Below are 20263 nucleotides of genomic sequence, written 5' to 3'. Positions count from 1 at the left end.
AATAATATCTTTGTGCTATGATGGATAGCCAAGAAATACTAAAACTAATCTTACCTACTTACTTAGTAGAACACTTCAATATTACTAAAGTAGAAGAATTAGAGACCAAACTACATATCTACTTTGAAGAGAAGAATGATTACGGAAATCAATGTGCTGAAAGACAGCTTATTTCTAAAGGTTTCCATAGTATGATTACTATTGAAGACTTCCCGTTACGAGGTAAATCAGTTAAACTACACGTACAACGTCGTCGTTGGACAGATAAACAAACAGGAGAAATTATATCACGTGATTGGAATATCATCGCAGAAGGAACACGAATGACTACAGAGTTTTCGGAGTTCTTAAAAAAAATTGGCCGATACTAAAGTACTTAGCTGTAAGGCTATTGGTGAATTATTTGGAGTTAAAGGTGAAAAGTTTCAACGCCAATACAAACATAAAACTAGTGGTTTCAAACAATGGGATCAACAAGAACATGCACAAGACTGGCTACTCTACCCAGAAAATATAACTGAACAACTCTCCATAGATGAAGTATGTTTATCTATGGGAGAATTGTACACTATACTGACTTCTAAAGCAGGTAAAGGTCAGAAAAAGACCATTGTAGCGATAGTTAAAGGAACAAAATCAGATACTGTAATAAAGCATCTATCTAAACTACCTAAAAAACTTAGAGATAAAGTTACCGAGATTACTTTAGATATGGCAGGGGCTATGAAACAGATAGCTAAGAAGTGCTTCCCTAAAGCTGTGCAAGTAATTGATCGTTTTCATGTACAAAAGCTTGTAAGTGAAGCTGTACAAGATATTAGAATAAAATATAGATGGGCTGAGCTTGACGCTGAGAACACTGCTGTTTTAAAGGCTAAGGAAGAAGGCATTATATATAATGGATCAACGTTAAAAGTTGGGGAGGAAAGTGTAAAATAATATCTTTGTGCTATGATGGATAGCCAAGAAATACTAAAACTAATCTTACCTACTTACTTAGTAGAACACTTCAATATTACTAAAGTAGAAGAATTAGAGACCAAACTACATATCTACTTTGAAGAGAAGAATGATTACGGAAATCAATGTGCTGAAAGACAGCTTATTTCTAAAGGTTTCCATAGTATGATTACTATTGAAGACTTCCCGTTACGAGGTAAATCAGTTAAACTACACGTACAACGTCGTCGTTGGACAGATAAACAAACAGGAGAAATTATATCACGTGATTGGAATATCATCGCAGAAGGAACACGAATGACTACAGAGTTTTCGGAGTTCTTAAAAAAAATTGGCCGATACTAAAGTACTTAGCTGTAAGGCTATTGGTGAATTATTTGGAGTTAAAGGTGAAAAGTTTCAACGCCAATACAAACATAAAACTAGTGGTTTCAAACAATGGGATCAACAAGAACATGCACAAGACTGGCTACTCTACCCAGAAAATATAACTGAACAACTCTCCATAGATGAAGTATGTTTATCTATGGGAGAATTGTACACTATACTGACTTCTAAAGCAGGTAAAGGTCAGAAAAAGACCATTGTAGCGATAGTTAAAGGAACAAAATCAGATACTGTAATAAAGCATCTATCTAAACTACCTAAAAAACTTAGAGATAAAGTTACCGAGATTACTTTAGATATGGCAGGGGCTATGAAACAGATAGCTAAGAAGTGCTTCCCTAAAGCTGTGCAAGTAATTGATCGTTTTCATGTACAAAAGCTTGTAAGTGAAGCTGTACAAGATATTAGAATAAAATATAGATGGGCTGAGCTTGACGCTGAGAACACTGCTGTTTTAAAGGCTAAGGAAGAAGGCATTATATATAATCCTGAAATACTTAGTAATGGAGATACTAAGAAGCAACTTTTAGTTCGCTCACGTTCTCTACTTTATAAAAACCAAGTTAATTGGACATCTGACCAACAAGAAAGAGCTAAGGTACTATTTGAATTATACCCAGAGATCAAACAAGCCTATCTACTTGCTAATAACCTTAGACAGATATATAATCTACAAATAGATAAAGAAATAGCTATGACTAAGCTAGCTCATTGGTTTAATGATATTGAAAAAGCTTCACTCAAACACTTTAGTACTGTTTTAAAGACTTTTAATGTACACTATAACGAAATCATCAATTACTTTATTAATAGAAGTACAAATGCTTCTGCGGAATCATTTAATGCCAAAATTAAATACTTCCGTATGATGTATAGAGGTGTTAGAGATAAGAAGTTTTTCCTTTTTAGATTAACTAGACTTTTTGCCTAGTCCCCAACTTTTGTCACTGATCCTATATAATCCTGAAATACTTAGTAATGGAGATACTAAGAAGCAACTTTTAGTTCGCTCACGTTCTCTACTTTATAAAAACCAAATTAATTGGACATCTGACCAACAAGAAAGAGCTAAGGTACTATTTGAATTATACCCAGAGATCAAACAAGCCTATCTACTTGCTAATAACCTTAGACAGATATATAATCTACAAATAGATAAAGAAATAGCTATGACTAAGCTAGCTCATTGGTTTAATGATATTGAAAAAGCTTCACTCAAACACTTTAGTACTGTTTTAAAGACTTTTAATGTACACTATAACGAAATCATCAATTACTTTATTAATAGAAGTACAAATGCTTCTGCGGAATCATTTAATGCCAAAATTAAATACTTCCGTATGATGTATAGAGGTGTTAGAGATAAGAAGTTTTTCCTTTTTAGATTAACTAGACTTTTTGCCTAGTCCCCAACTTTTGTCACTGATCCATAAAAAGCCCTTGTTAGAAATAACAAGGGCTTTTTTAGTGATCCAATCAGGATTCGAACCTGAGACCTACTGCTTAGAAGGCAGTTGCTCTATCCAGCTGAGCTATTGGACCATTTAATCTTATAAAATAGATTAAAATTATCTATCTAAATTGATAGTTTAGGATAAAAACTCCTTAACTTAGAAGTGTTTTAGTGATCCAATCAGGATTCGAACCTGAGACCTACTGCTTAGAAGGCAGTTGCTCTATCCAGCTGAGCTATTGGACCATTTAATCTTTATAAAAGAGATTAAAAATTGTCAATTTTAGAAGGCGCATACCTTGATTTTTTTGACGTGGCAAATATATTGCTTTTTATTTAAAAGTTCCAAGGTAAAATAGTACTTTTTTTTGTAAAAAAATCAATGGTTTGATATCAAGTGATTTATAATTGAAAAAAAATGTCGTTTTCTTTGATTTTTCTTGATTTTACAAGGGGTTTGAGGGATTTTTTTGTTTTAAGATTCATCGGTTTTCTCTAATTATCCTTTAGAGTTAGGTGTTTTCTTGGTTAGAATAGAATGAAGCATGTGCCATGTAAAGCAGTTGTTGTATCAGGTATTGAAGAAATTTTTTGTCAAAAAATAAAAATAGAATATAAAACTAGGACTAATGCTGTACAGTTATAGTAGGACGAGACAGGTTTCGTTCGATTTGAGTCCGTAGTGAGTCCGTTAAAATAGGTATTAAAACGGAGTCAGTATTGAGTCATGATACAGGTAGTATAGTTTTATTCAAAAGAAGATAGAAGTATAATAAAAGTGAGAGCCCAACCATTCGGTTGGGCTCTCACTTTATTTTATTATTGCTTTAAAATTGTTTCAAAGTTCTTGTCAAAGATATTGACAAATGGATCTATGATAGAACCATCTTTGTCTAGTAGCATGCAACGTTGGATTTTTGTGATGATCCACTGATCTTTCATTTGGTTAAAGTCATCAGATCTAAGCTCTATAATACCATTAGAAGGGTAGCGCTTTAATATACTTAACCACTCTCCATGTTCACCATCGATACAGATCGATATGATTTCTATATTTGGCATTTCAGCTTTTAATTCTGCAGCTATCTGGTGAGCTGCGTCAGCATGCGCTATTCCATTTTTTGTCCAGAAGAACATTAGAGTTCTCTTATTGATAATAGAATTAATAGATACCTTTTGATTTTTAGTATTCACTATAGGAACTTCAGGTAACTTCTTCTCATATTTAAGATTTTGAATTGCTTGTTGGATCTGGATGATTTCATTGTGTTGATTCTTATCTGTAGATAGTTCAAAGTATCGCTCTAAGAACTTATCATTATTATTTAAGTTCTGATCCTCTAATAAGTAGATAAATGCAATATTATCTAAGATAGCATTTTTAACTTTATCGTTTCTGATTAAGGTGTCTACTATATTAAGCTTATCGATATATTTATCAAACTTGTTGTCTGGTATAATGTTTTGTTCAGGCTCATTCACAATAGAGTTTAGCATAATGGCTAGGTATTTAGTGAATGAAGAGTACTTTAATAAACGTTCATCATTGAAGTTTATTTTTTTTCTAAAACTATAATAGTCCGCAGGGAGTTTATCTCTTACATCTTCATCTGTTCTAACATAGTGTGCAGTAGGATAGAGCTCTTTTAATGCAAAGAAGTGTAAGTCAAGCTTCGCTTTTGCATACAGGTCAAAGTTGTCAGACCAGTTGATAATGGCTTTATTTCTTAGATAGTAAGTAGTTCTAGCTGCATGTACAGAGTCTATTCTTCGACTAAATTTCTCTGGAGATACATCGAATGCACTATATCCTTCACTCTCATCCATGATATTTCTGACAGTTAGATTCATTAAGAAATTATTCTTTTCAGCACCTCGTCCAGAGAATATAATAGAATGGTCAAAATCTCTTGAGTTAAGGCGTAGTGTCAGACTGTCATTTTTATCGAAGTAGATGTATTGAAACTCAGGATTGTGCTTATAGATATACATTCCTGGTGTTAATGAGTCGAATTTTTTATAAAACTTATTGTTTTCGTCTAGGAACAAAGTGTCTAGGACTTCATTGTCTTTGCAGAATAAAAGGTAATTAGAAGTAGGATTTATAATCTCTCCCTGTATATAAGCACTATAATCTTTAGGATCAAATTTTTTTTGACAAGATGCAAGAAGGCTTATAAGTGGGATAAAAAGGAGTAATAAATTTGTATTAGGTAGTTTTTTCTGCATTAGCTAAATGACTATTTGTTCGAGAGATAATATAAGCAAATTTAAGTTTTACGGGTGTTTTATCTTGTTAATGATTGGTTAAAGTGGGTGGGTAGGGCGATAAGTTTTATTTATAGATGTTTCTAAATATAAAATTAGTAATTTTGTAGGCAATTTAAATTAAAAGATAATAATGTTAACAGTTTCGAATCTGTCAGTTCAGTTTGGTAAACGAATTTTATTTGACGAAGTTAATGTAACTTTTACTCAAGGTAACTGCTACGGTATTATCGGTGCTAACGGTGCTGGTAAATCTACATTCTTAAAAATATTATCGGGAGATATCGACCCTACATCAGGTCATGTTTCTCTAGAACCAGGAAAACGTATGTCAGTTCTTAATCAGAACCACAATATGTTTGACGAATATACAGTTCTTGAAACTGTAATGATGGGTAATAAAGATTTGTATAATGTTAAGAAAGAGATGGATGAGCTTTACTTAAACTATACAGACGAAAATGCTGATCGTATCGGAGAGTTACAGATCCGTTTTGATGAAATGGATGGTTGGAATGCCGAGTCAGCTGCCGCTACGATGTTATCTAACTTAGGTATATCTGAAGATTTTCATTATACACCTATGGCAGAGATGGATGCTAAGTTAAAGGTACGTGTATTATTAGCACAGGCTTTATTTGGTAACCCAGATGTATTGATTATGGATGAGCCTACCAACGACTTGGACTTTGAGACAATCGCTTGGTTAGAGAATTTCTTAGCTCATTATGAGAACACAGTATTAGTAGTATCTCACGACCGTCACTTCTTAGATGCTGTGTGTACGCACGTATCTGATATTGACTTCGGTAAGATTAACCATTACTCAGGTAACTATACATTCTGGTACGAATCAAGTCAATTAGCAGCTAAGCAAAGAGCTCAACAAAATAAGAAAGCTGAAGAGAAAAAGGCTGAATTAGAAGAGTTTATCCGTCGTTTTAGTGCGAACGTTGCGAAGTCAAAACAAGCAACTTCTCGTAAGAAGATGATTGACAAATTAAAATTAGATGATATTAAGCCATCTTCTAGAAGATACCCAGCTATTATATTTGATACAGATAGAGAGGCAGGAGATCAGATTTTAAATATCGAAGGATTATCTGCTTCTATAGATGGAGAGGTATTATTTAAAGATATCAATCTAAATATGGCTAAAGGAGATAAACTAGTAGTAATCTCTAAAGACTCACGTGCTACTACAGCGTTCTACGAAATCTTAAACGGTAAGAAAGAGGCTGATGCAGGTAAGTTTGAGTGGGGAATTACTACAACACAATCTTATTTGCCAGTAGAGAACCACGAGTTTTTTGACAATGACTTGACATTAGTAGACTGGTTACGTCAATGGGCGAAGACTGAAGAAGAAAGAGATGAAGTATATGTACGTGGATTCTTAGGTAAGATGATCTTCTCTGGAGAAGAGGCTCTTAAGACAGGTCGTGTATTATCAGGAGGAGAGAAGGTGCGCTGTATGTTATCTCGTATGATGATGATGAGAGCTAACGTATTAATGTTAGACGAACCTACGAACCACTTAGATCTAGAGTCTATTACTGCATTCAATAATACATTGAAAAACTTTAAGGGAACGATCTTATTAACGACGCATGACCACGAGTTTGCACAGACTGTAGGTACACGTATTCTAGAGTTAACTCCTAATGGGGCTATCGATAGATATATGACGTTCGACGATTACTTAGATGATCCAAAAGTAAAAGAATTAAGAGCAAAAATGTATTCTTAATACATTTAAAATATAGAATAGGGCTATTTGTATTACAGATAGCCCTTTTTTTGTATAATAATTTATGTTTTGAGAAGAGTTATTCCTTATAATAAGACATTATATGTAAATTTTAAGAATTAATTATTATAGACTGCCATATGAAATGGTAAATTTGCTAATAACCTTGAAAAGGGGAAAACATAATAAAATAAAAGTAAGATGAAAAAGACATTAGTATTACTAAGTGCTGTTTTAGCATTAACGGCTGTAAGCTGTAAGACAGCAGGAGAAATTACTACTGTAACAGTAGAGAAAAAAGTAGATATGAGTAAAAAATTAGAAGGAGAATGGGTATTGAGCTCTATTACAACTCCAGCAACTTCTGGTAAAGATATGAGTACTCTTTTCTCAATGAAGAAACCAAGTTTAACTTTTGAAGTTAAGGATAAAAAAGTTTATGGAAATGATGGATGTAATAATATCCATGGAAGTTTTGAAGCTAAAGAAGGAAACGCTATCAAGCTAGGAGATAAGATGGCTTCTACGATGATGTTCTGTGAGGGAGTAGCAGATAGAGAGTTTATGAATGCACTAAATTCTGTAACTCATTATGACATTGTAGAGGATCAGTTAATTATGCGTTCTGGCGATATAGTAGTATTGACATTTACCAAAAAGTAAAAACTGAGTTCGAATATTGAATTTATAGGACTGATCTAAGGTATATCTTTAGGTCGGTTTTTTTATGGCTATAGGGGAATGAAGATTTTTTTAATTTGTTTTTTATAATTCTTAGATTCAACTAATAAATGCAACAGCATTTAAAAAACGGCGGAGAACATTTGCTCCATGGAGCAAATGTTCTCCGCCGTTGGCGAAAAAAAACATCTACTTTTGAGGTTCCTACACACCCAAAAAGATGTCACATTTAACGTTAGAACAAAGATATAAAATAGAAGCATATAAAAAGGCAGGTAAATCACTTACTGAAATTGCTTGTTATATAGGCAAAGACAAGTCTGTTGTTAGCAGAGAGCTTAAGCGCAATTCAGACGAAAGAAATGGTGTTTATAAAGCTAATCTTGGACAAAGAAAGACAGCTCAACGACACAAATAAAAACGCAAGAGAATACGCTTAACTGAAAACGTAAAAACAACTATTATAGACTATCTTAATCAAGATTATAGTCCAGAACAAATAGTAGGTAGAAGTAAACTTGAAGCAAAAGAAATGGTCTCTGTTGAATGTATTTATCAATTCATTTGGCAGAACAAAAAACAAGGAGGAAAGCTTTATAAGCATCTTAGAACTAAAGGTAAAAAATATAGAAAAAGAGGTGCATGCAAAGACAGTAGAGGCTTGATAAGTAATAGAGTAGATATTGAAAAAAGACCTAGTATAGTTGATGATAAATATAGAATAGGTGATCTTGAAATAGATTTAGTAATAGGGAAAAATCATCGTGGAGCACTGCTTACTATAAACGATAGAGCTACAGGGGTTTTATGGATGGGAAAGATAGAATCAAAGGAAGCTCACGTTGTAGAAGCTAAAATTATAGAACTCTTAAAAGACTTCAAACCGTTACTTCATACTATGACTTCTGATAACGGAAAAGAGTTTGCAAACCATCAAAATATAGCTAACACTCTAGAGCTTGATTACTACTTCGCAAAGCCTTATCACAGTTGGGAAAGAGGAGCTAATGAAAATTTAAATGGATTAGTAAGACAATATTTCCCTAAAATGACTAATTTCGATTTAATTACACAAGCAGCAATTGACAAGGCTGTAAATATTTTAAACAACAGACCAAGAAAGAGATTTGGTTTTAAATCGCCTAACGAAATTTTTACAGAAAAATTAAACCTAATGGTTACTGTTGCATTTAATACTTGAATCCACCATTGAAAGACAAAAAAAGGCAATATTTATCTAGTTAATATTTAAACTTTTATAAAAAGGCATAGAATTAGCGTGGTTACTGGTTTTGATTTACGCATTTAGCGACTTTTAAATTGAATAATTGTACTTAATGTTAGAATAAATTAGCATTATAATATGTTAATTTATGTGATTCTATAGTGAAAAGTGAATTGTTGATGAAGTGGTTAATAATTATTTGTTATCATAGTGAATACTCTTACAAAAATATATAATTTTGTCACCGTATGAAGGAATTGTGGGGACTTAGTACTTCATGCGATTTTATTCCCTTTCCTAATAAACGCGTTTGCTTTTGGCTAAGTATTGTATGAATAAAAGTCTATAAACGAAATGTTCTTTTGCGTTAATACATTACGGAAAGGGATTTTTTTTAATTATATATTTAAGTATATTTTAATGTACCTACTATCAATAATTTTAAACACTATATTTTAAATAAGTTGAGTACCTCCTCATGAGGTTTTATTGTTTCTATAAAAGTAAATCCTAATCTTGTTAGCAGTTTAATAGAACTCTTGTTATCGGAAGGGTTGTCGCATATAAAGTACTGTATTTAGCATCTTCTCTTATTATCTTGATGATAAAGCTTGTAGCTTCGTAGGCATATCCTAGCCCAATGTAAGTGGGTATGAAGGCAAAACCTATATCGTGATGCTCTAGGTAGTCTCGCTTAATCAGGGAGATTAATCCTATTGGTTTCCCATCCTCTTTTCTATTGACCACCCAGTATTGATACTGTGGGTTATCTAATATACTCTGTATATACATCTGTGCATCCATTGCCGTATAGACATTTCTATTTCCTATATATTTAAGCCATCCAGGAGTATTGACTAATTCTATGATAAAGGAATTGTCAGCATGAGAGAGTGGAGATATCTGTAGTCTATCGGTACTATACATAAGCTAAATCAGTTAAGTGTAAGGCATAACTAAAATAAGATTATTTCTTTAATATAGACAGAGATAATTTGCGTTTAAAAGCTTTATTATTCGTATTTCATTATTTAATCTGATAGAAAGGAAAAACATTAATTAGATAACTTGTATATTCGTAAGTACTAATTGGAGGGATATGAAAATTTTAGTTATTGAAGACGAACAGGAGTTAAGAGATATCATCCGAGAATCTTTAGAAAAAGAGCTTTACTTGGTCGAGGTGGCTAGTAATTATAAGGTAGGGATAGAGAAGTTAGCAGGGTATGACTATGATTGTATTTTGTTAGATATTATGCTTCCCGATGGTAATGGAATAGACTTGTTACGTGAGATCAAATCGATGGGTAAAGCCGACTCGGTTATTATTATATCGGCTAAAGATTCTATAGATGATAAAGTATTAGGCTTAGAGTTAGGAGCAGATGATTATCTCACTAAACCTTTTCATCTATCGGAGCTATTAGCTCGAATAAAGTCAGTGTTGAGAAGAAAGAATCAACAGGGGTTCCAGAGTGTAAAATGGAATAATATAGAGATTTTTATAGATGAGAGAACGGTAGTCGTGCAGGGAAGTACGATGTTGCTTAATAATAAAGAGTTTGAACTATTGTATTATTTTGTAGTGAATGCGAATCGGTTAGTGACTAAATCTTCTATTGCAGAGCATATATGGGGAGATAATATGGATGAGGCAGATAGTTACGATTTTGTGTACTCTCAGGTGAAGAACTTGCGCAAAAAACTAAAGAGTCATCACGCGGAAGTAAATATTCAGTCTGTGTATGGAATGGGGTATAAATTAGTGAATGAATAGGGGATGAAACTACATAATTATACACTTAGGTATTTATCCATTGGCATAGTGATAGTTCTTACTGTATGGGTGCTTATCTTCTACGCATTCATGACAGAAGAGGTCTATGATAATATAGATGATGGACTGAAAAACACTAAAAGTGAGATAGTCAAAAAAGCATATAATAATCCTAGTATCACTAGTATACAGTCATTCGGAGCAAGTGGATTCAGAATTACTCCATTAGCGCCAGGAGAATACTCTAGAAAGAATGTATTCACTACAGAAATGATCTATATGGATGTGGATGATAATGAGGAACCTGTGCGTATGCTCACCACTACTTTTGAAGATAAGAATGGAGATAATTTTTTATTAGAGATACGTACCTCTACTATAGAAGCAGATGATTTATTAGGAGATTTTGGTATTGCCGTTGGGGCGTTGTACTTGATGTTGATAATCAGTATATTCTTGATTAACTATTTTATTTTAAGGAAAGTAGTTTGGGGTTCATTTTATAAATTACTAGGTAACCTGAAGAACTATACTATAGGTAAAGAGGTGGTGACGGAAGAGACCAAGACTCCTATCCGAGAATTTACAGATCTACAGCTAGAGATTAATAAGATGATAAGACGTATAGAAAGTACTTTTGAACAGCAAAAAGCCTTTGTGTCTAATGCTGCTCATGAATCTCAGACTCCTCTAGCTATTATGAGTAATAAGTTAGAATTAATGGCTGAAAAAGAAGAGTTGAATGAAGAACAGATGTTACAAATACAATCTATTCATCAGACGCTGAGAAGACTCATTAAGCTGAACAAATCCTTGTTGATGTTGGCTAAAATAGAGAATAATCAATTCGTTAATTATCAAGACGTTAGTTTTAATGATGTCATTAGAGAGATGATAGAAGACTTTGAAGAGTTCTTTGAGTATAAGGCGGTTAGTATAACGGTTAAAGAGGATGAGCAACCTTTTATAGTCAATATGGATAAAGGGCTTTCTATTACGCTAGTGCAGAATTTACTAAAGAACGCATTAACACATAATGTACAAGGAGGAGAGGTAGAGGTAGAGATCGCAAATCATTACTTCAGAATTGGTAATACGAGTTTAATTCCTACTCCATTAGACGAGAACTTAATATACAATAGGTTCTTTAGAAGTACAACGAACGAACAATCTACAGGACTCGGGCTTGCTCTAGTACAGACTATTATAAAAGTAACAGATAATCTGTCTATCAAATATCATTTTGATAACAAGCATTATTTTACAGTATATCACACTGACTATGATTTGAAGTAATAAAGTGCTGTGAATTATAAAGGGGACAATCTATTAGGTTGTCCCTTTGCACTCAATCTATTTCTTTTTAAAAATGTAATTATTCCCAATTCTTTCCAGAATGTGTTTCTAAGTTTGTCATGTAAAACTAAAAAGAGAATTACTATGAAGAGTTTAAAAACATTGTTTGCAGGACTATTTATGTCAGTAGCTTTATTAGCTTCACAATCGACATTAGCGAAAGATGTAATCATCACTAAGAGTGAATTACCTCAGAAAGCAAGTAGTTTTATAGATACTTACTTTAAAGATAAAGAAGTGAGTAAGGTAGAGAAGGATACAGACTTCTTATCTGTGTCATATAAAGTGACATTTACAGATAATGTAGAGGTAGAGTTTGATAAATCTGGTGAATGGGATGAAGTAGATGGTAACACAACTACATTACCTACAGGCTTTATGCTTGCTCCAATCGTGACTTACGTTTCTGATCATTATAAAGGAGAGACGATTACTAAAATAGAGAAAGAAACTCGAAAATATGAAGTGAAATTAAGTAATGGAGTAGAATTAGAGTTTTCAAAAGATGGGAAGTTTAAAAGAATAGATCAATAAATAATTAAAAGAAAAAGAAAATGAAGAAAAGAAAAATTGCTTTAGCCTTAATGTTAGCTGTAGCGCTAGGATTCACAGCATGTAGTAGTGATGATAATGGAAATGACCACAAAGTAGAAAAAATCACAGAAGAGCAATTACCTGCTAATTCTAAGAGCTTTTTAAAGACAGTGTTTCCAAATTCATCTCTTAGACATGCTACTAAAGTAACTACTCCTAATTATTATGGTTCTCTATACACTACACGATTAGACAATAGAGTAGAAATAGATTTTGATAAAGCAGGAAATTGGACAGAGGTAGAAATGGAAGATGACTCTGCTATACCAGTTGAGTTTTTAAAGAGTGAAGTGCCTCATATCTATGACTATATAGTTAAGAATTATAAAGGATTCTCTATTACTGAGATAGATAGAGACATGAAAAGAGGTTATGAAGTAAAGCTTAGTTCAGGTTTAGAGTTGATTTTTAATACTAAACAAGAGTTTGTAGGTGTTGACTTAGATTTAGATAGAGATGAGGAGTTAATCGCAGGTACAGATTTACCACAGAAAGCACAGGATTTCTTAAAAACTCATTTTACAGGAGTAGAGCTTGTCTTAGTGAAGAAAGAATTAGATAGAGCAGGAGATGAGTATAAAGTATATTTAGCGAATGGTGTAAAGGTAGAATTTACTACTACAGGGGATTGGAAAGAGATAGAAACGAAGAGAAATGTAGCAATCCCATCTACGATTATACCTAGTGCTATTAATACTTATATTGTTAAGAACTATAATAAATTCCATATTGAAAGTATAGAGAAAGAGCACAATACTTATCAAGTAGAATTAGTAAACGGAGCACAAGAAATAGAGTTAGTATTCGATCTAGAAGGAAATTTCTTACGAATAGACAATTAATTGATACAGTAATACAGAAAGAGCTACCTTGAAGTAGCTCTTTTTTATTTTCCCGAAAGTAAGGTCTCTTTTAAAAGTAATGCTTGACTCCTAGTTTTTACATCTAGCTTTGTATAGGCATTGCTTACATGATGCTTGGTTGTACTAAGAGATATAGAGAGTTTTTCTGCGATTTCTTGGTTGGACAGACCATCCCATATCCCCATAATAACGTCTATTTCTCGATCAGTACATAGATACTTTTCTTTTAAGACATCTTGAATCGATTGTTCTTTGAAAGGACTTTTTTCTGTGTAATGATTTGGTGTTTTTTCTTTATGTTCTAAATCTTTGTGTGCTTTTTGTGATTGATTAGCCTTAAGGGACTCTAATTCATTTTTAAGAGATTCATGATCTGCTTTAAGCTTCTTTGCTTTGATCCATAAGGAATAACTTGCCAAAGTAAATGCGATACTATAGATTATACGAATCTTATCCTTATCTACAAATGAGAGATAGTAATTACCTGGAAATATAGAAAGATAATACGTCATCGAAGTTAACGCGATTACACTAAATGAATAAGTAATAAAACGAACAGACATATCCTCTTTATAATACTTTAAGACAAGTGCTAAAGTGATTATAGTTGATACTAGCGTACTACATACTATGATGATGAAGTACAGTGAATTATTAGTTTGATAAAGTACTATGCCTAATACAATATACAATAGCACTTGGAAGGAGTAAAAATATTTCAGTTTTGATGGTAATCTCTGTATATCTAAAAAGTAGTATATAAATAATGAGAAAATCAGACAGCTAATAGGTATAGATATTGCTAATATCAGTAACTCATTACACTGTTTGTTATATAAAAAATAGAGTAACCCATCTTCTACTAAATAAATAATAAAGACAGATACGATATATATACAATAAATAAGGATAACTTTCTCTTTAAATAGTGAATATAAGCCAAAGGTTAGCGCTATAGAAAGTAAAAATAAACTATAAAAAACCTCTATTTTGATCATTGTATTAAGCATAATACTTCTATACTCTGCACGCTCAACAAGTATAAAATTCCCATAATGAACATAAGAAGATTTTGACTTAAAATATATTGTGTTATGACCAGTGATAAAATGGTTCTCTTGATATTGCGGACTTATTTTTCCACCTTCTAAGTCAGTATTTATGGTTGTTTTTTCCCATAGGCCATTCTGTTTCGCATAAATATTATAATTATTTACGTGAATGGTAGGAAATTGTAATATAAGTGGTTTGTTTAATAAATCTTGAGGGATAGTTATTTTTAACCAAGTGTTTCCTTCTTTATCCTTAGAATACTGTGTAGTTGAGTCATGATCTAGTGCCTCGAATTTTAAGTGGTTTACTATAAAATTAAATTGCTCATTGTTAGTTTGGCTTAAACAATAAGTCGTAGGTGTGAATAGTAGTAAAATTAGTAATATCTGTAATATATTCTTTCTTTTACAACTGTGTAAGGCATTCATGTTTTGTTAGTCAGTGATTTAAGGGGCAAAAATAGTTATTTTTCAAGAATAAAAGTTCACGTCTTGAAGTTTTATGGCAAAGTGAGTTTTTTTTTGAGTAAATCTATCATATTTGTCTTTTTTTCTAAAAAAAAAGATATAGTACTTTAGTACTACAACTATGTTATATTGTTTATTATTAATGTGTTAAATGGTGTTTTTTAGAGATAATTTGGTACTTTAGTATGAAGTGATTATTAGAACCTTTTCCTATATTTGTAATTCAAAACAACAAATTTTTAATTCGGAAAGCTTTACATTTAGCTAGCTCAGTGTAGAGTATTTTGCAAAGATTTTTTCTGAGCAATTGTATTTTCCCCACCTGCAGCACAATCAATTCTTTTCCCTAAGAATTTGTGCTGCAGTCTTTTTTTACCCCCTTTAATGAAAAGGTATATTGGTTAGTGATTGTAGAGAAAATGTTCTAAATACAGGAGTGATTTTTTTGTGATTACTTAGCCAGATACTCTACCTATATTAGCCCTTCCCTAAAAAATATAGCTGTTTTACGGAATTCCTTATTTAAAAAGAGGTAGGACTATTTATCTTTGTGATTGAAGAATCAAAATCAATTGTGGCATTCTGTAGAAAAAAGGTACACTATATGAATAATGTGCTACGTTAAATATTTTGTTATTCTATCATTTTTATAATGTTAGAACTATTTTCTATAAAAAAAACAATATTTAAATTGTTTTAGAATTGTAATATTTGATATTTTTTAATCTTGATTTAACATAAATAGAATATAATTAGTAAATTTGTATCCTAATTTAGGAAAATAAAAAAGGGTACAAGATATAATCTAGTTTATAAATGGTTAATAAATTGTTTTATTACTGTTTAAAAACTAGGCAAAAAAGATAAGTATGAAAATTGGAATAACTTTTAGTGCATTTGACTTATTGCACGCAGGGCATGTGAAGATGTTAGAAGATGCAAAACGTCAATGTGATTTTTTAATTGTAGGATTACAAACTGATCCTACTTTAGATAGACCAGAGAAAAATAAACCAACTCAGTCTGTAGTTGAAAGATATATTCAACTAAAGGGATGTAAGTTTGTTGATGAGATTGTTCCTTATGCTACAGAACAGGATTTAGAGGATATCTTAAGATCATTTAAGATAGATGTTCGTATTTTAGGTGATGAGTATCAAGATAAGAATTTTACAGGACGTAAATACTGTGAAGAAAAAGGAATAGAGCTTTACTTTAACAGTAGAGATCACCGTTTCTCAAGTAGCTTATTGAGAAAAGAAGTTGCAGAAAAAGAAAACAGTAAACTAGTGAAGATAGGATAACACTATCCAACTATAAGTTATAAAAAGCACAATTGTTAATTCAGTTGTGCTTTCTTTTTTAAAATAATATGGTAAATCTTTTTAAACGTTGTTTTATTTGAATCAGTTTCTAGATTTAACTATAAATAATACATTATTTAACACGTTGGCTTGTGTTTTTTTTGTAATTTGCTATTAACTAATAACGACAATAACTTTTGTTTTGATATGAAATAAGAGTTGTCAATTAAAAAGAAAAAGAAATGAAAAAAGTTTTAAGTTTAATCGTTGTATTTTTTGGTTTAATGACTGTAACTATGGCACAGACAATCACAAGAACAGATGTATCTATTTTCCCTGCTCCAGAGAAAGGATATAAGCAAGTAGTAATTGAAGTACCTCACTCTTCTAAAGATGATAGTAAGAAGATCGAGTTTACAGTTGGTAAAATGATGGAGGTAGACGGGTGTAATCATTTTAACTTAATGGGGACATTAGAAGAGAAAGATCTTCAAGGTTGGGGATATAGCTATTTTGTATTCACAACGAAAGGAGATGTAGCTTCTACGATGATGGGATGCCCTGACGCAGCTAAGAGAAACTTATTTGTAAGTGGACAACCTCATTTAACACGTTATAATGGTAAATTGCCTATCGTAGTATACGTTCCAGAAGAATATGAAGTAAGATTTAAAATTTACACTACTGATGGTGATGAGTACCAAGCAAGTGAAGTAAGAAGAAAAAAATAAAACTAATATAAGAGAGAGAATACCTCTTTTATAGAAGAATACAAAAGAATAAAGCCTCTTAAGTAATTTTAAGAGGCTTTCTTTGTAGAATTATTATGGTGGTGTTAATGATAACCTTTGGCAATATCTTCTAAGAAGATTTTAAATGAAGTAGCTCCAGAACCAGATAAGAACCAAGCATCTGGATCTAGATAGATAACTTTATTTTGTTTATAAGCAGTTACTTTTTCTAGTAATGCATTAGTTATTTGAGTAGGTTTATCTGTGTTTTGTACGATGGCGTCTCTATCTATAATAAATAAGATATCAGGATTGTGTTCTAAGATAAACTCACTATTAATCATTTGTCCATGATTATTGGCAATCTCCGTAGTGATATTGGTTGCACTTCTTACACCGAAGTCTTTAAATATAAATCCATAACGCGTATTCTCGTCGAATAAGCGGAAGTTCCTTTCCGAGTGAATGATTACCATTGCTTTAGCTTCACTTTTAGCAATAAGGGCTTTTAAATCACTTAAACGAGTGTCTAAATCCTTTGATAACGCTTCTGCTTTTGATTCTACTTGATATATTTTGCCAAGTAGAAGAATATTGTCCTGTATATACTTTAGATAGTTATCTCCTTTATTAGGGATGCCTAACATTAAGGTAGGCGCTATTTTTACCATTTCATCATAATCTGCGGGGAAGGCATTATCCATGAATACAAGATCAGGACTTAGATTAGCTACTACGTCAAAATTAGGTTTAAATACAGCACCTAAATCTACGATACTCTTATCCTTTTCAAGATGTGATAAATACTTAGGAGTGAACTCTTTTGCCATTCCCTGAAACGGAATTTGCAATTCGTTCATATTCTCCATAATACCTCTTTCTAAGACTGCTACAGTTTTGGGTTGTATAGGTACTTGTACCGTTGTTCCATTGTTTTCTACTTCTATAAAATTAGAAGTTTCTGTTTCTTTTTGACTTTCTTTACAGCCTGTGATGGTTAAGGCTAGTAAAGCAAAAGTTATTAATTGCTTTCTCATAACGATTACTATTTTTTAGATTTTGATTTTTTGTTTCGGCGTCCCCACCATACTAAGAATCCAGTGATAGGAAGACTAGTTGCAATAATACCAGCTATAAACGTAGAGAACTTACCTAGCTGTCCCCACCATTGCCCCATGTGTATTTGCCAGACTAGATTGTCTACCTTATCGTAGATCTTTTGTTCTTTGCTATCATTGACCATTTCTCCACTGAATTTGTCAAAGTAAATAGCTTCTTTCCCTTCTTCACTTTTTAGACCAGCATTGGTTCCTAAAAAGAAAGGGTATATGCTTACATTGTCATAATTATAAGTCCAGATTCTGATGATTGTTTTATCTGGGTGTAAGTCAAATGCTTTTTGGATTAAAACATTCGTATCATAGAACGCTAAATCTTTAGTCGCTTCATGGTCTCTAGGATAGTCTTGTAAGGTATAGAACCACATTTTACCTTCTCCTCCGAATAGACTTACAGTTCCTTTCATTAAAGGGCTAAAGAAGATAAGTAAACCAGTCATTCCAAGTAGAAAGCAAATAATAGCACTATAGAAACCAAATACATTGTGTAGATCGTAATTCAGACGTTTAAACTTAGCTTTCCATTTAATCTTAAAGCTACTATCTCTAGTCGCTTTTGTCCATTTTTTAGGCCACCAAAGGACTAATCCAGTCAAGGTGCTTAGAACAAATATAATAGTGGAGATTGCGACTATCCAACCTCCCGTTTTACCCATTAACAGATTAGAGTGAAGTTGTGCCATAACATAGAAGAAACTGATAGAGCGATCCTGTTTTAGTACCTCCCCAGTATACGGGTTAATGTAGATAAAACTTAGCTTTCGATCCTTTAGATCAACTGAATTAATAACCCAGCTTTTAGAAGGATCTCTATCTACAACTATATAAGAAAAGCTATGTCCTGGGAATTTTTCTTTGTGTATAGCTGTGATCTCATCTATTTTTAAAGGAACTCCATTAGGCTCTATATAGCGTGCTTCTTTCCCTGCAGACCACTGCATGATTTCATCTCCATATACAATGATAGTCCCTGTAAGAGAGACAAAGACTAGTATAATACCAGCGACAATACTAGGCCATAAATGTAACCAAGCAATGATTTTGGAGAAAGTTGATTTACCTTTTTTCTTCATGAGATAAGTAGACTTATAGTAATAGTGGGGAGTTACCTATAAAGTAAAACAACTATAACTATGTTGTTTAAAAGTTATTTAGATTTAATTCAAATTGTTGTGATGCGAAAATAGTAGTAAATTTGCCTCATCATCTACGCAAAAAGTATTAATAAATCTACGAGTTATGAGTCTTTTATATCAGCAATATCAAGAGGTATTAAAGAATATTCCAAATCGCATTGAGTGGGGAAGCGGCGAACAGTACAAAGAGAGATATGGGCAGTTTACCTTTAAAGGAATTCCTATTAAACAGAAGTTTATTGATCATCCCTACTTTATTATCTCTTATGGAGAGTGGAGTGTACCTACTCCTGTAGATGTCGCTGTTATTAACGAAAAGAGTACTTTTAAACTCATGTTAGAGTTAGAGGGGTATTCCTGTTATTCTACAGCAAGAGAGACGATAGAGGTTCCGCAGGATTGCTTTAATTTGCTTTATGTACCTCGTGTAAATGGGCATTTGAAGTATAAAACAAATAGAAAGGTAGTGGAGGTTCTTTTTGATGAAGACTATTTCGCACAACTAGTTGAGACTAAAATACCTGCTTTGGCTTCTTTTTTAAATTTAGTTAAACAAGGAAAGACGACTACACTATTTGCAAAAGCGAAAACAATCCCTGTAGAGATACATCAGTTATTATTGAATATTTTACAGAGTGATGTTCATCCAGATTTGAAACTAGTTTATTTAGAGACTAAGGTAACAGAACTTTTACTGTTAAGTGTCCAAGAGTCTTTAGAGAGGAAGGTAGCTCCAATAGAAGAAATAAAATCTATGAATGATGCTGATAAATTATTGCATATTAAAACTTGGATAGACAATCATTTCTTGCAAGACATAACATTCTCTATGCTGAGTCAAAAATTCTATATCAATGAATATAAATTGAAGAAGTACTTTAAAAAATACTATGATTCTTCTTTGATTAGATATGTAAGAGATTTGCGTTTTGAGTATGCGTATCAGTTATTATCGTCACAGAAATTCTCAGTCAATAAAGTTGCTGAATTACTTCACTATGAGTATCCTCAGCATTTTGCTATTGCATTTAAGAAGAAGTATGGCGTTCCTCCTAGTACTTTAATTCATAGAAAATAGGAGTGAAGAAATAGGGTGTTGTCCTAATTAAATATTAATTAACGAATATTATTTAGAGTTGA

Annotated in this window: 19 protein-coding genes, 2 tRNA genes and 1 pseudogene; 15 read left to right on the top strand and 7 right to left on the bottom strand. The window is 32.3% G+C overall.

Annotation, left to right across the window (positions count from 1 at the left end; translation table 11 throughout):
* Positions 1-17: 17 nt before the first annotated feature.
* The 5 genes from BK054_RS17190 to BK054_RS17170 are packed head-to-tail and all read left to right on the top strand — an operon-like array spanning position 18 to position 2753.
* On the top strand, positions 18-371 hold the full coding sequence (locus BK054_RS17190) for a hypothetical protein (protein WP_006260368.1): 354 nt from the start codon (positions 18-20) through the stop codon (positions 369-371).
* Positions 358-939 (top strand): transposase, encoded by a 582-nt coding sequence (locus BK054_RS17185; protein ID WP_156860106.1) that lies wholly within the window; start codon positions 358-360, stop codon positions 937-939. The genes BK054_RS17190 and BK054_RS17185 overlap by 14 nt, the downstream gene beginning before the upstream one ends.
* Positions 940-951: 12 nt before the next feature.
* The gene (locus BK054_RS17180; RefSeq protein ID WP_006260368.1) at positions 952-1305 is read left to right on the top strand and encodes a hypothetical protein; all 354 of its coding nucleotides are present in this window, start codon (positions 952-954) and stop codon (positions 1303-1305) included.
* Positions 1292-2278 carry a transposase gene (locus BK054_RS17175; protein WP_071307585.1) on the top strand — a complete coding sequence of 329 codons (987 nt, stop codon included), beginning with the start codon at positions 1292-1294 and terminating at the stop codon, positions 2276-2278. The genes BK054_RS17180 and BK054_RS17175 overlap by 14 nt, the downstream gene beginning before the upstream one ends.
* Before the next feature lie 10 nt (positions 2279-2288).
* Positions 2289-2753 carry a transposase gene (locus tag BK054_RS17170; RefSeq protein WP_232234308.1) on the top strand — a complete coding sequence of 155 codons (465 nt, stop codon included), beginning with the start codon at positions 2289-2291 and terminating at the stop codon, positions 2751-2753.
* Between the two features lie 62 nt (positions 2754-2815).
* On the opposite strand, the gene BK054_RS17165 is transcribed toward BK054_RS17170, so the two are convergent.
* From BK054_RS17165 to BK054_RS17155, 3 genes are all read right to left on the bottom strand, one after another.
* A tRNA-Arg gene (locus tag BK054_RS17165) sits at positions 2816-2889 on the bottom strand.
* Between the two features lie 83 nt (positions 2890-2972).
* Positions 2973-3046, bottom strand: a tRNA-Arg gene (locus BK054_RS17160).
* A 573-nt stretch (positions 3047-3619) separates the two neighbouring features.
* A complete protein-coding gene (locus BK054_RS17155; protein ID WP_006258396.1) occupies positions 3620-5029 on the bottom strand; it encodes a thioredoxin-like domain-containing protein in 1410 nt (469 codons plus the stop codon).
* 172 nt (positions 5030-5201) lie between these two features.
* Between BK054_RS17155 and BK054_RS17150 the strand changes: the two genes are divergently transcribed.
* From BK054_RS17150 to BK054_RS17140, 3 genes and pseudogenes are all read left to right on the top strand, one after another.
* Complete coding sequence (locus BK054_RS17150) at positions 5202-6818, top strand: ABC-F family ATP-binding cassette domain-containing protein (protein WP_006258395.1); 1617 nt, start codon at positions 5202-5204, stop codon at positions 6816-6818.
* A gap of 201 nt (positions 6819-7019) precedes the next feature.
* Complete coding sequence (locus BK054_RS17145) at positions 7020-7481, top strand: META domain-containing protein (protein WP_006265736.1); 462 nt, start codon at positions 7020-7022, stop codon at positions 7479-7481.
* Positions 7482-7719: 238 nt separating this feature from the next.
* Positions 7720-8700: pseudogene (locus BK054_RS17140) on the top strand (IS30 family transposase).
* Between the two features lie 543 nt (positions 8701-9243).
* Here BK054_RS17140 and BK054_RS17135 read toward each other — a convergent pair.
* A complete protein-coding gene (locus BK054_RS17135) occupies positions 9244-9651 on the bottom strand; it encodes a GNAT family N-acetyltransferase (RefSeq protein ID WP_006258392.1) in 408 nt (135 codons plus the stop codon).
* Positions 9652-9823: 172 nt separating this feature from the next.
* Here BK054_RS17135 and BK054_RS17130 point away from each other — a divergent pair, with 172 nt between their 5' ends.
* The 4 genes from BK054_RS17130 (at position 9824) to BK054_RS17115 (ending at position 13293) form a co-directional block, all read left to right on the top strand.
* Positions 9824-10501, top strand: a complete 678-nt coding sequence (locus BK054_RS17130) for a response regulator transcription factor (RefSeq protein WP_006265733.1) — start codon at positions 9824-9826, stop codon at positions 10499-10501.
* Between the two features lie 3 nt (positions 10502-10504).
* Positions 10505-11797 (top strand): sensor histidine kinase, encoded by a 1293-nt coding sequence (locus BK054_RS17125; protein ID WP_058699793.1) that lies wholly within the window; start codon positions 10505-10507, stop codon positions 11795-11797.
* Between the two features lie 144 nt (positions 11798-11941).
* On the top strand, positions 11942-12391 hold the full coding sequence (locus BK054_RS17120; protein WP_006258389.1) for a PepSY-like domain-containing protein: 450 nt from the start codon (positions 11942-11944) through the stop codon (positions 12389-12391).
* A 20-nt stretch (positions 12392-12411) separates the two neighbouring features.
* On the top strand, positions 12412-13293 hold the full coding sequence (locus BK054_RS17115; protein ID WP_006265731.1) for a PepSY-like domain-containing protein: 882 nt from the start codon (positions 12412-12414) through the stop codon (positions 13291-13293).
* Between the two features lie 44 nt (positions 13294-13337).
* Here the strand turns inward: BK054_RS17115 and BK054_RS17110 are convergent, their stop codons facing one another.
* Complete coding sequence (locus BK054_RS17110) at positions 13338-14795, bottom strand: LuxR C-terminal-related transcriptional regulator (RefSeq protein WP_006261638.1); 1458 nt, start codon at positions 14793-14795, stop codon at positions 13338-13340.
* A 908-nt stretch (positions 14796-15703) separates the two neighbouring features.
* Here BK054_RS17110 and BK054_RS17105 point away from each other — a divergent pair.
* Entirely contained in the window at positions 15704-16138 is a 435-nt protein-coding gene (locus tag BK054_RS17105) for an adenylyltransferase/cytidyltransferase family protein (RefSeq protein WP_006258385.1), read from the top strand.
* Between the two features lie 242 nt (positions 16139-16380).
* Complete coding sequence (locus BK054_RS17100; RefSeq protein ID WP_006258384.1) at positions 16381-16869, top strand: ecotin; 489 nt, start codon at positions 16381-16383, stop codon at positions 16867-16869.
* A gap of 104 nt (positions 16870-16973) precedes the next feature.
* Here the strand turns inward: BK054_RS17100 and BK054_RS17095 are convergent, their stop codons facing one another.
* Entirely contained in the window at positions 16974-17906 is a 933-nt protein-coding gene (locus BK054_RS17095) for a siderophore ABC transporter substrate-binding protein (RefSeq protein WP_006265730.1), read from the bottom strand.
* 8 nt (positions 17907-17914) lie between these two features.
* Positions 17915-19060, bottom strand: a complete 1146-nt coding sequence (locus tag BK054_RS17090; RefSeq protein WP_006265729.1) for a PepSY-associated TM helix domain-containing protein — start codon at positions 19058-19060, stop codon at positions 17915-17917.
* A gap of 166 nt (positions 19061-19226) precedes the next feature.
* On the opposite strand from BK054_RS17090, the gene BK054_RS17085 reads away from it, so the two are divergent.
* Positions 19227-20201 (top strand): helix-turn-helix transcriptional regulator, encoded by a 975-nt coding sequence (locus tag BK054_RS17085; RefSeq protein WP_006265728.1) that lies wholly within the window; start codon positions 19227-19229, stop codon positions 20199-20201.
* Positions 20202-20263: the final 62 nt, after the last annotated feature.

This window comes from Myroides sp. ZB35 (assembly GCF_001865835.1).
GTDB classification, from domain to species: Bacteria; Bacteroidota; Bacteroidia; order Flavobacteriales; family Flavobacteriaceae; genus Flavobacterium; species Flavobacterium odoratimimum.
This window is presented reverse-complemented; position numbering and strand designations above follow the sequence as displayed.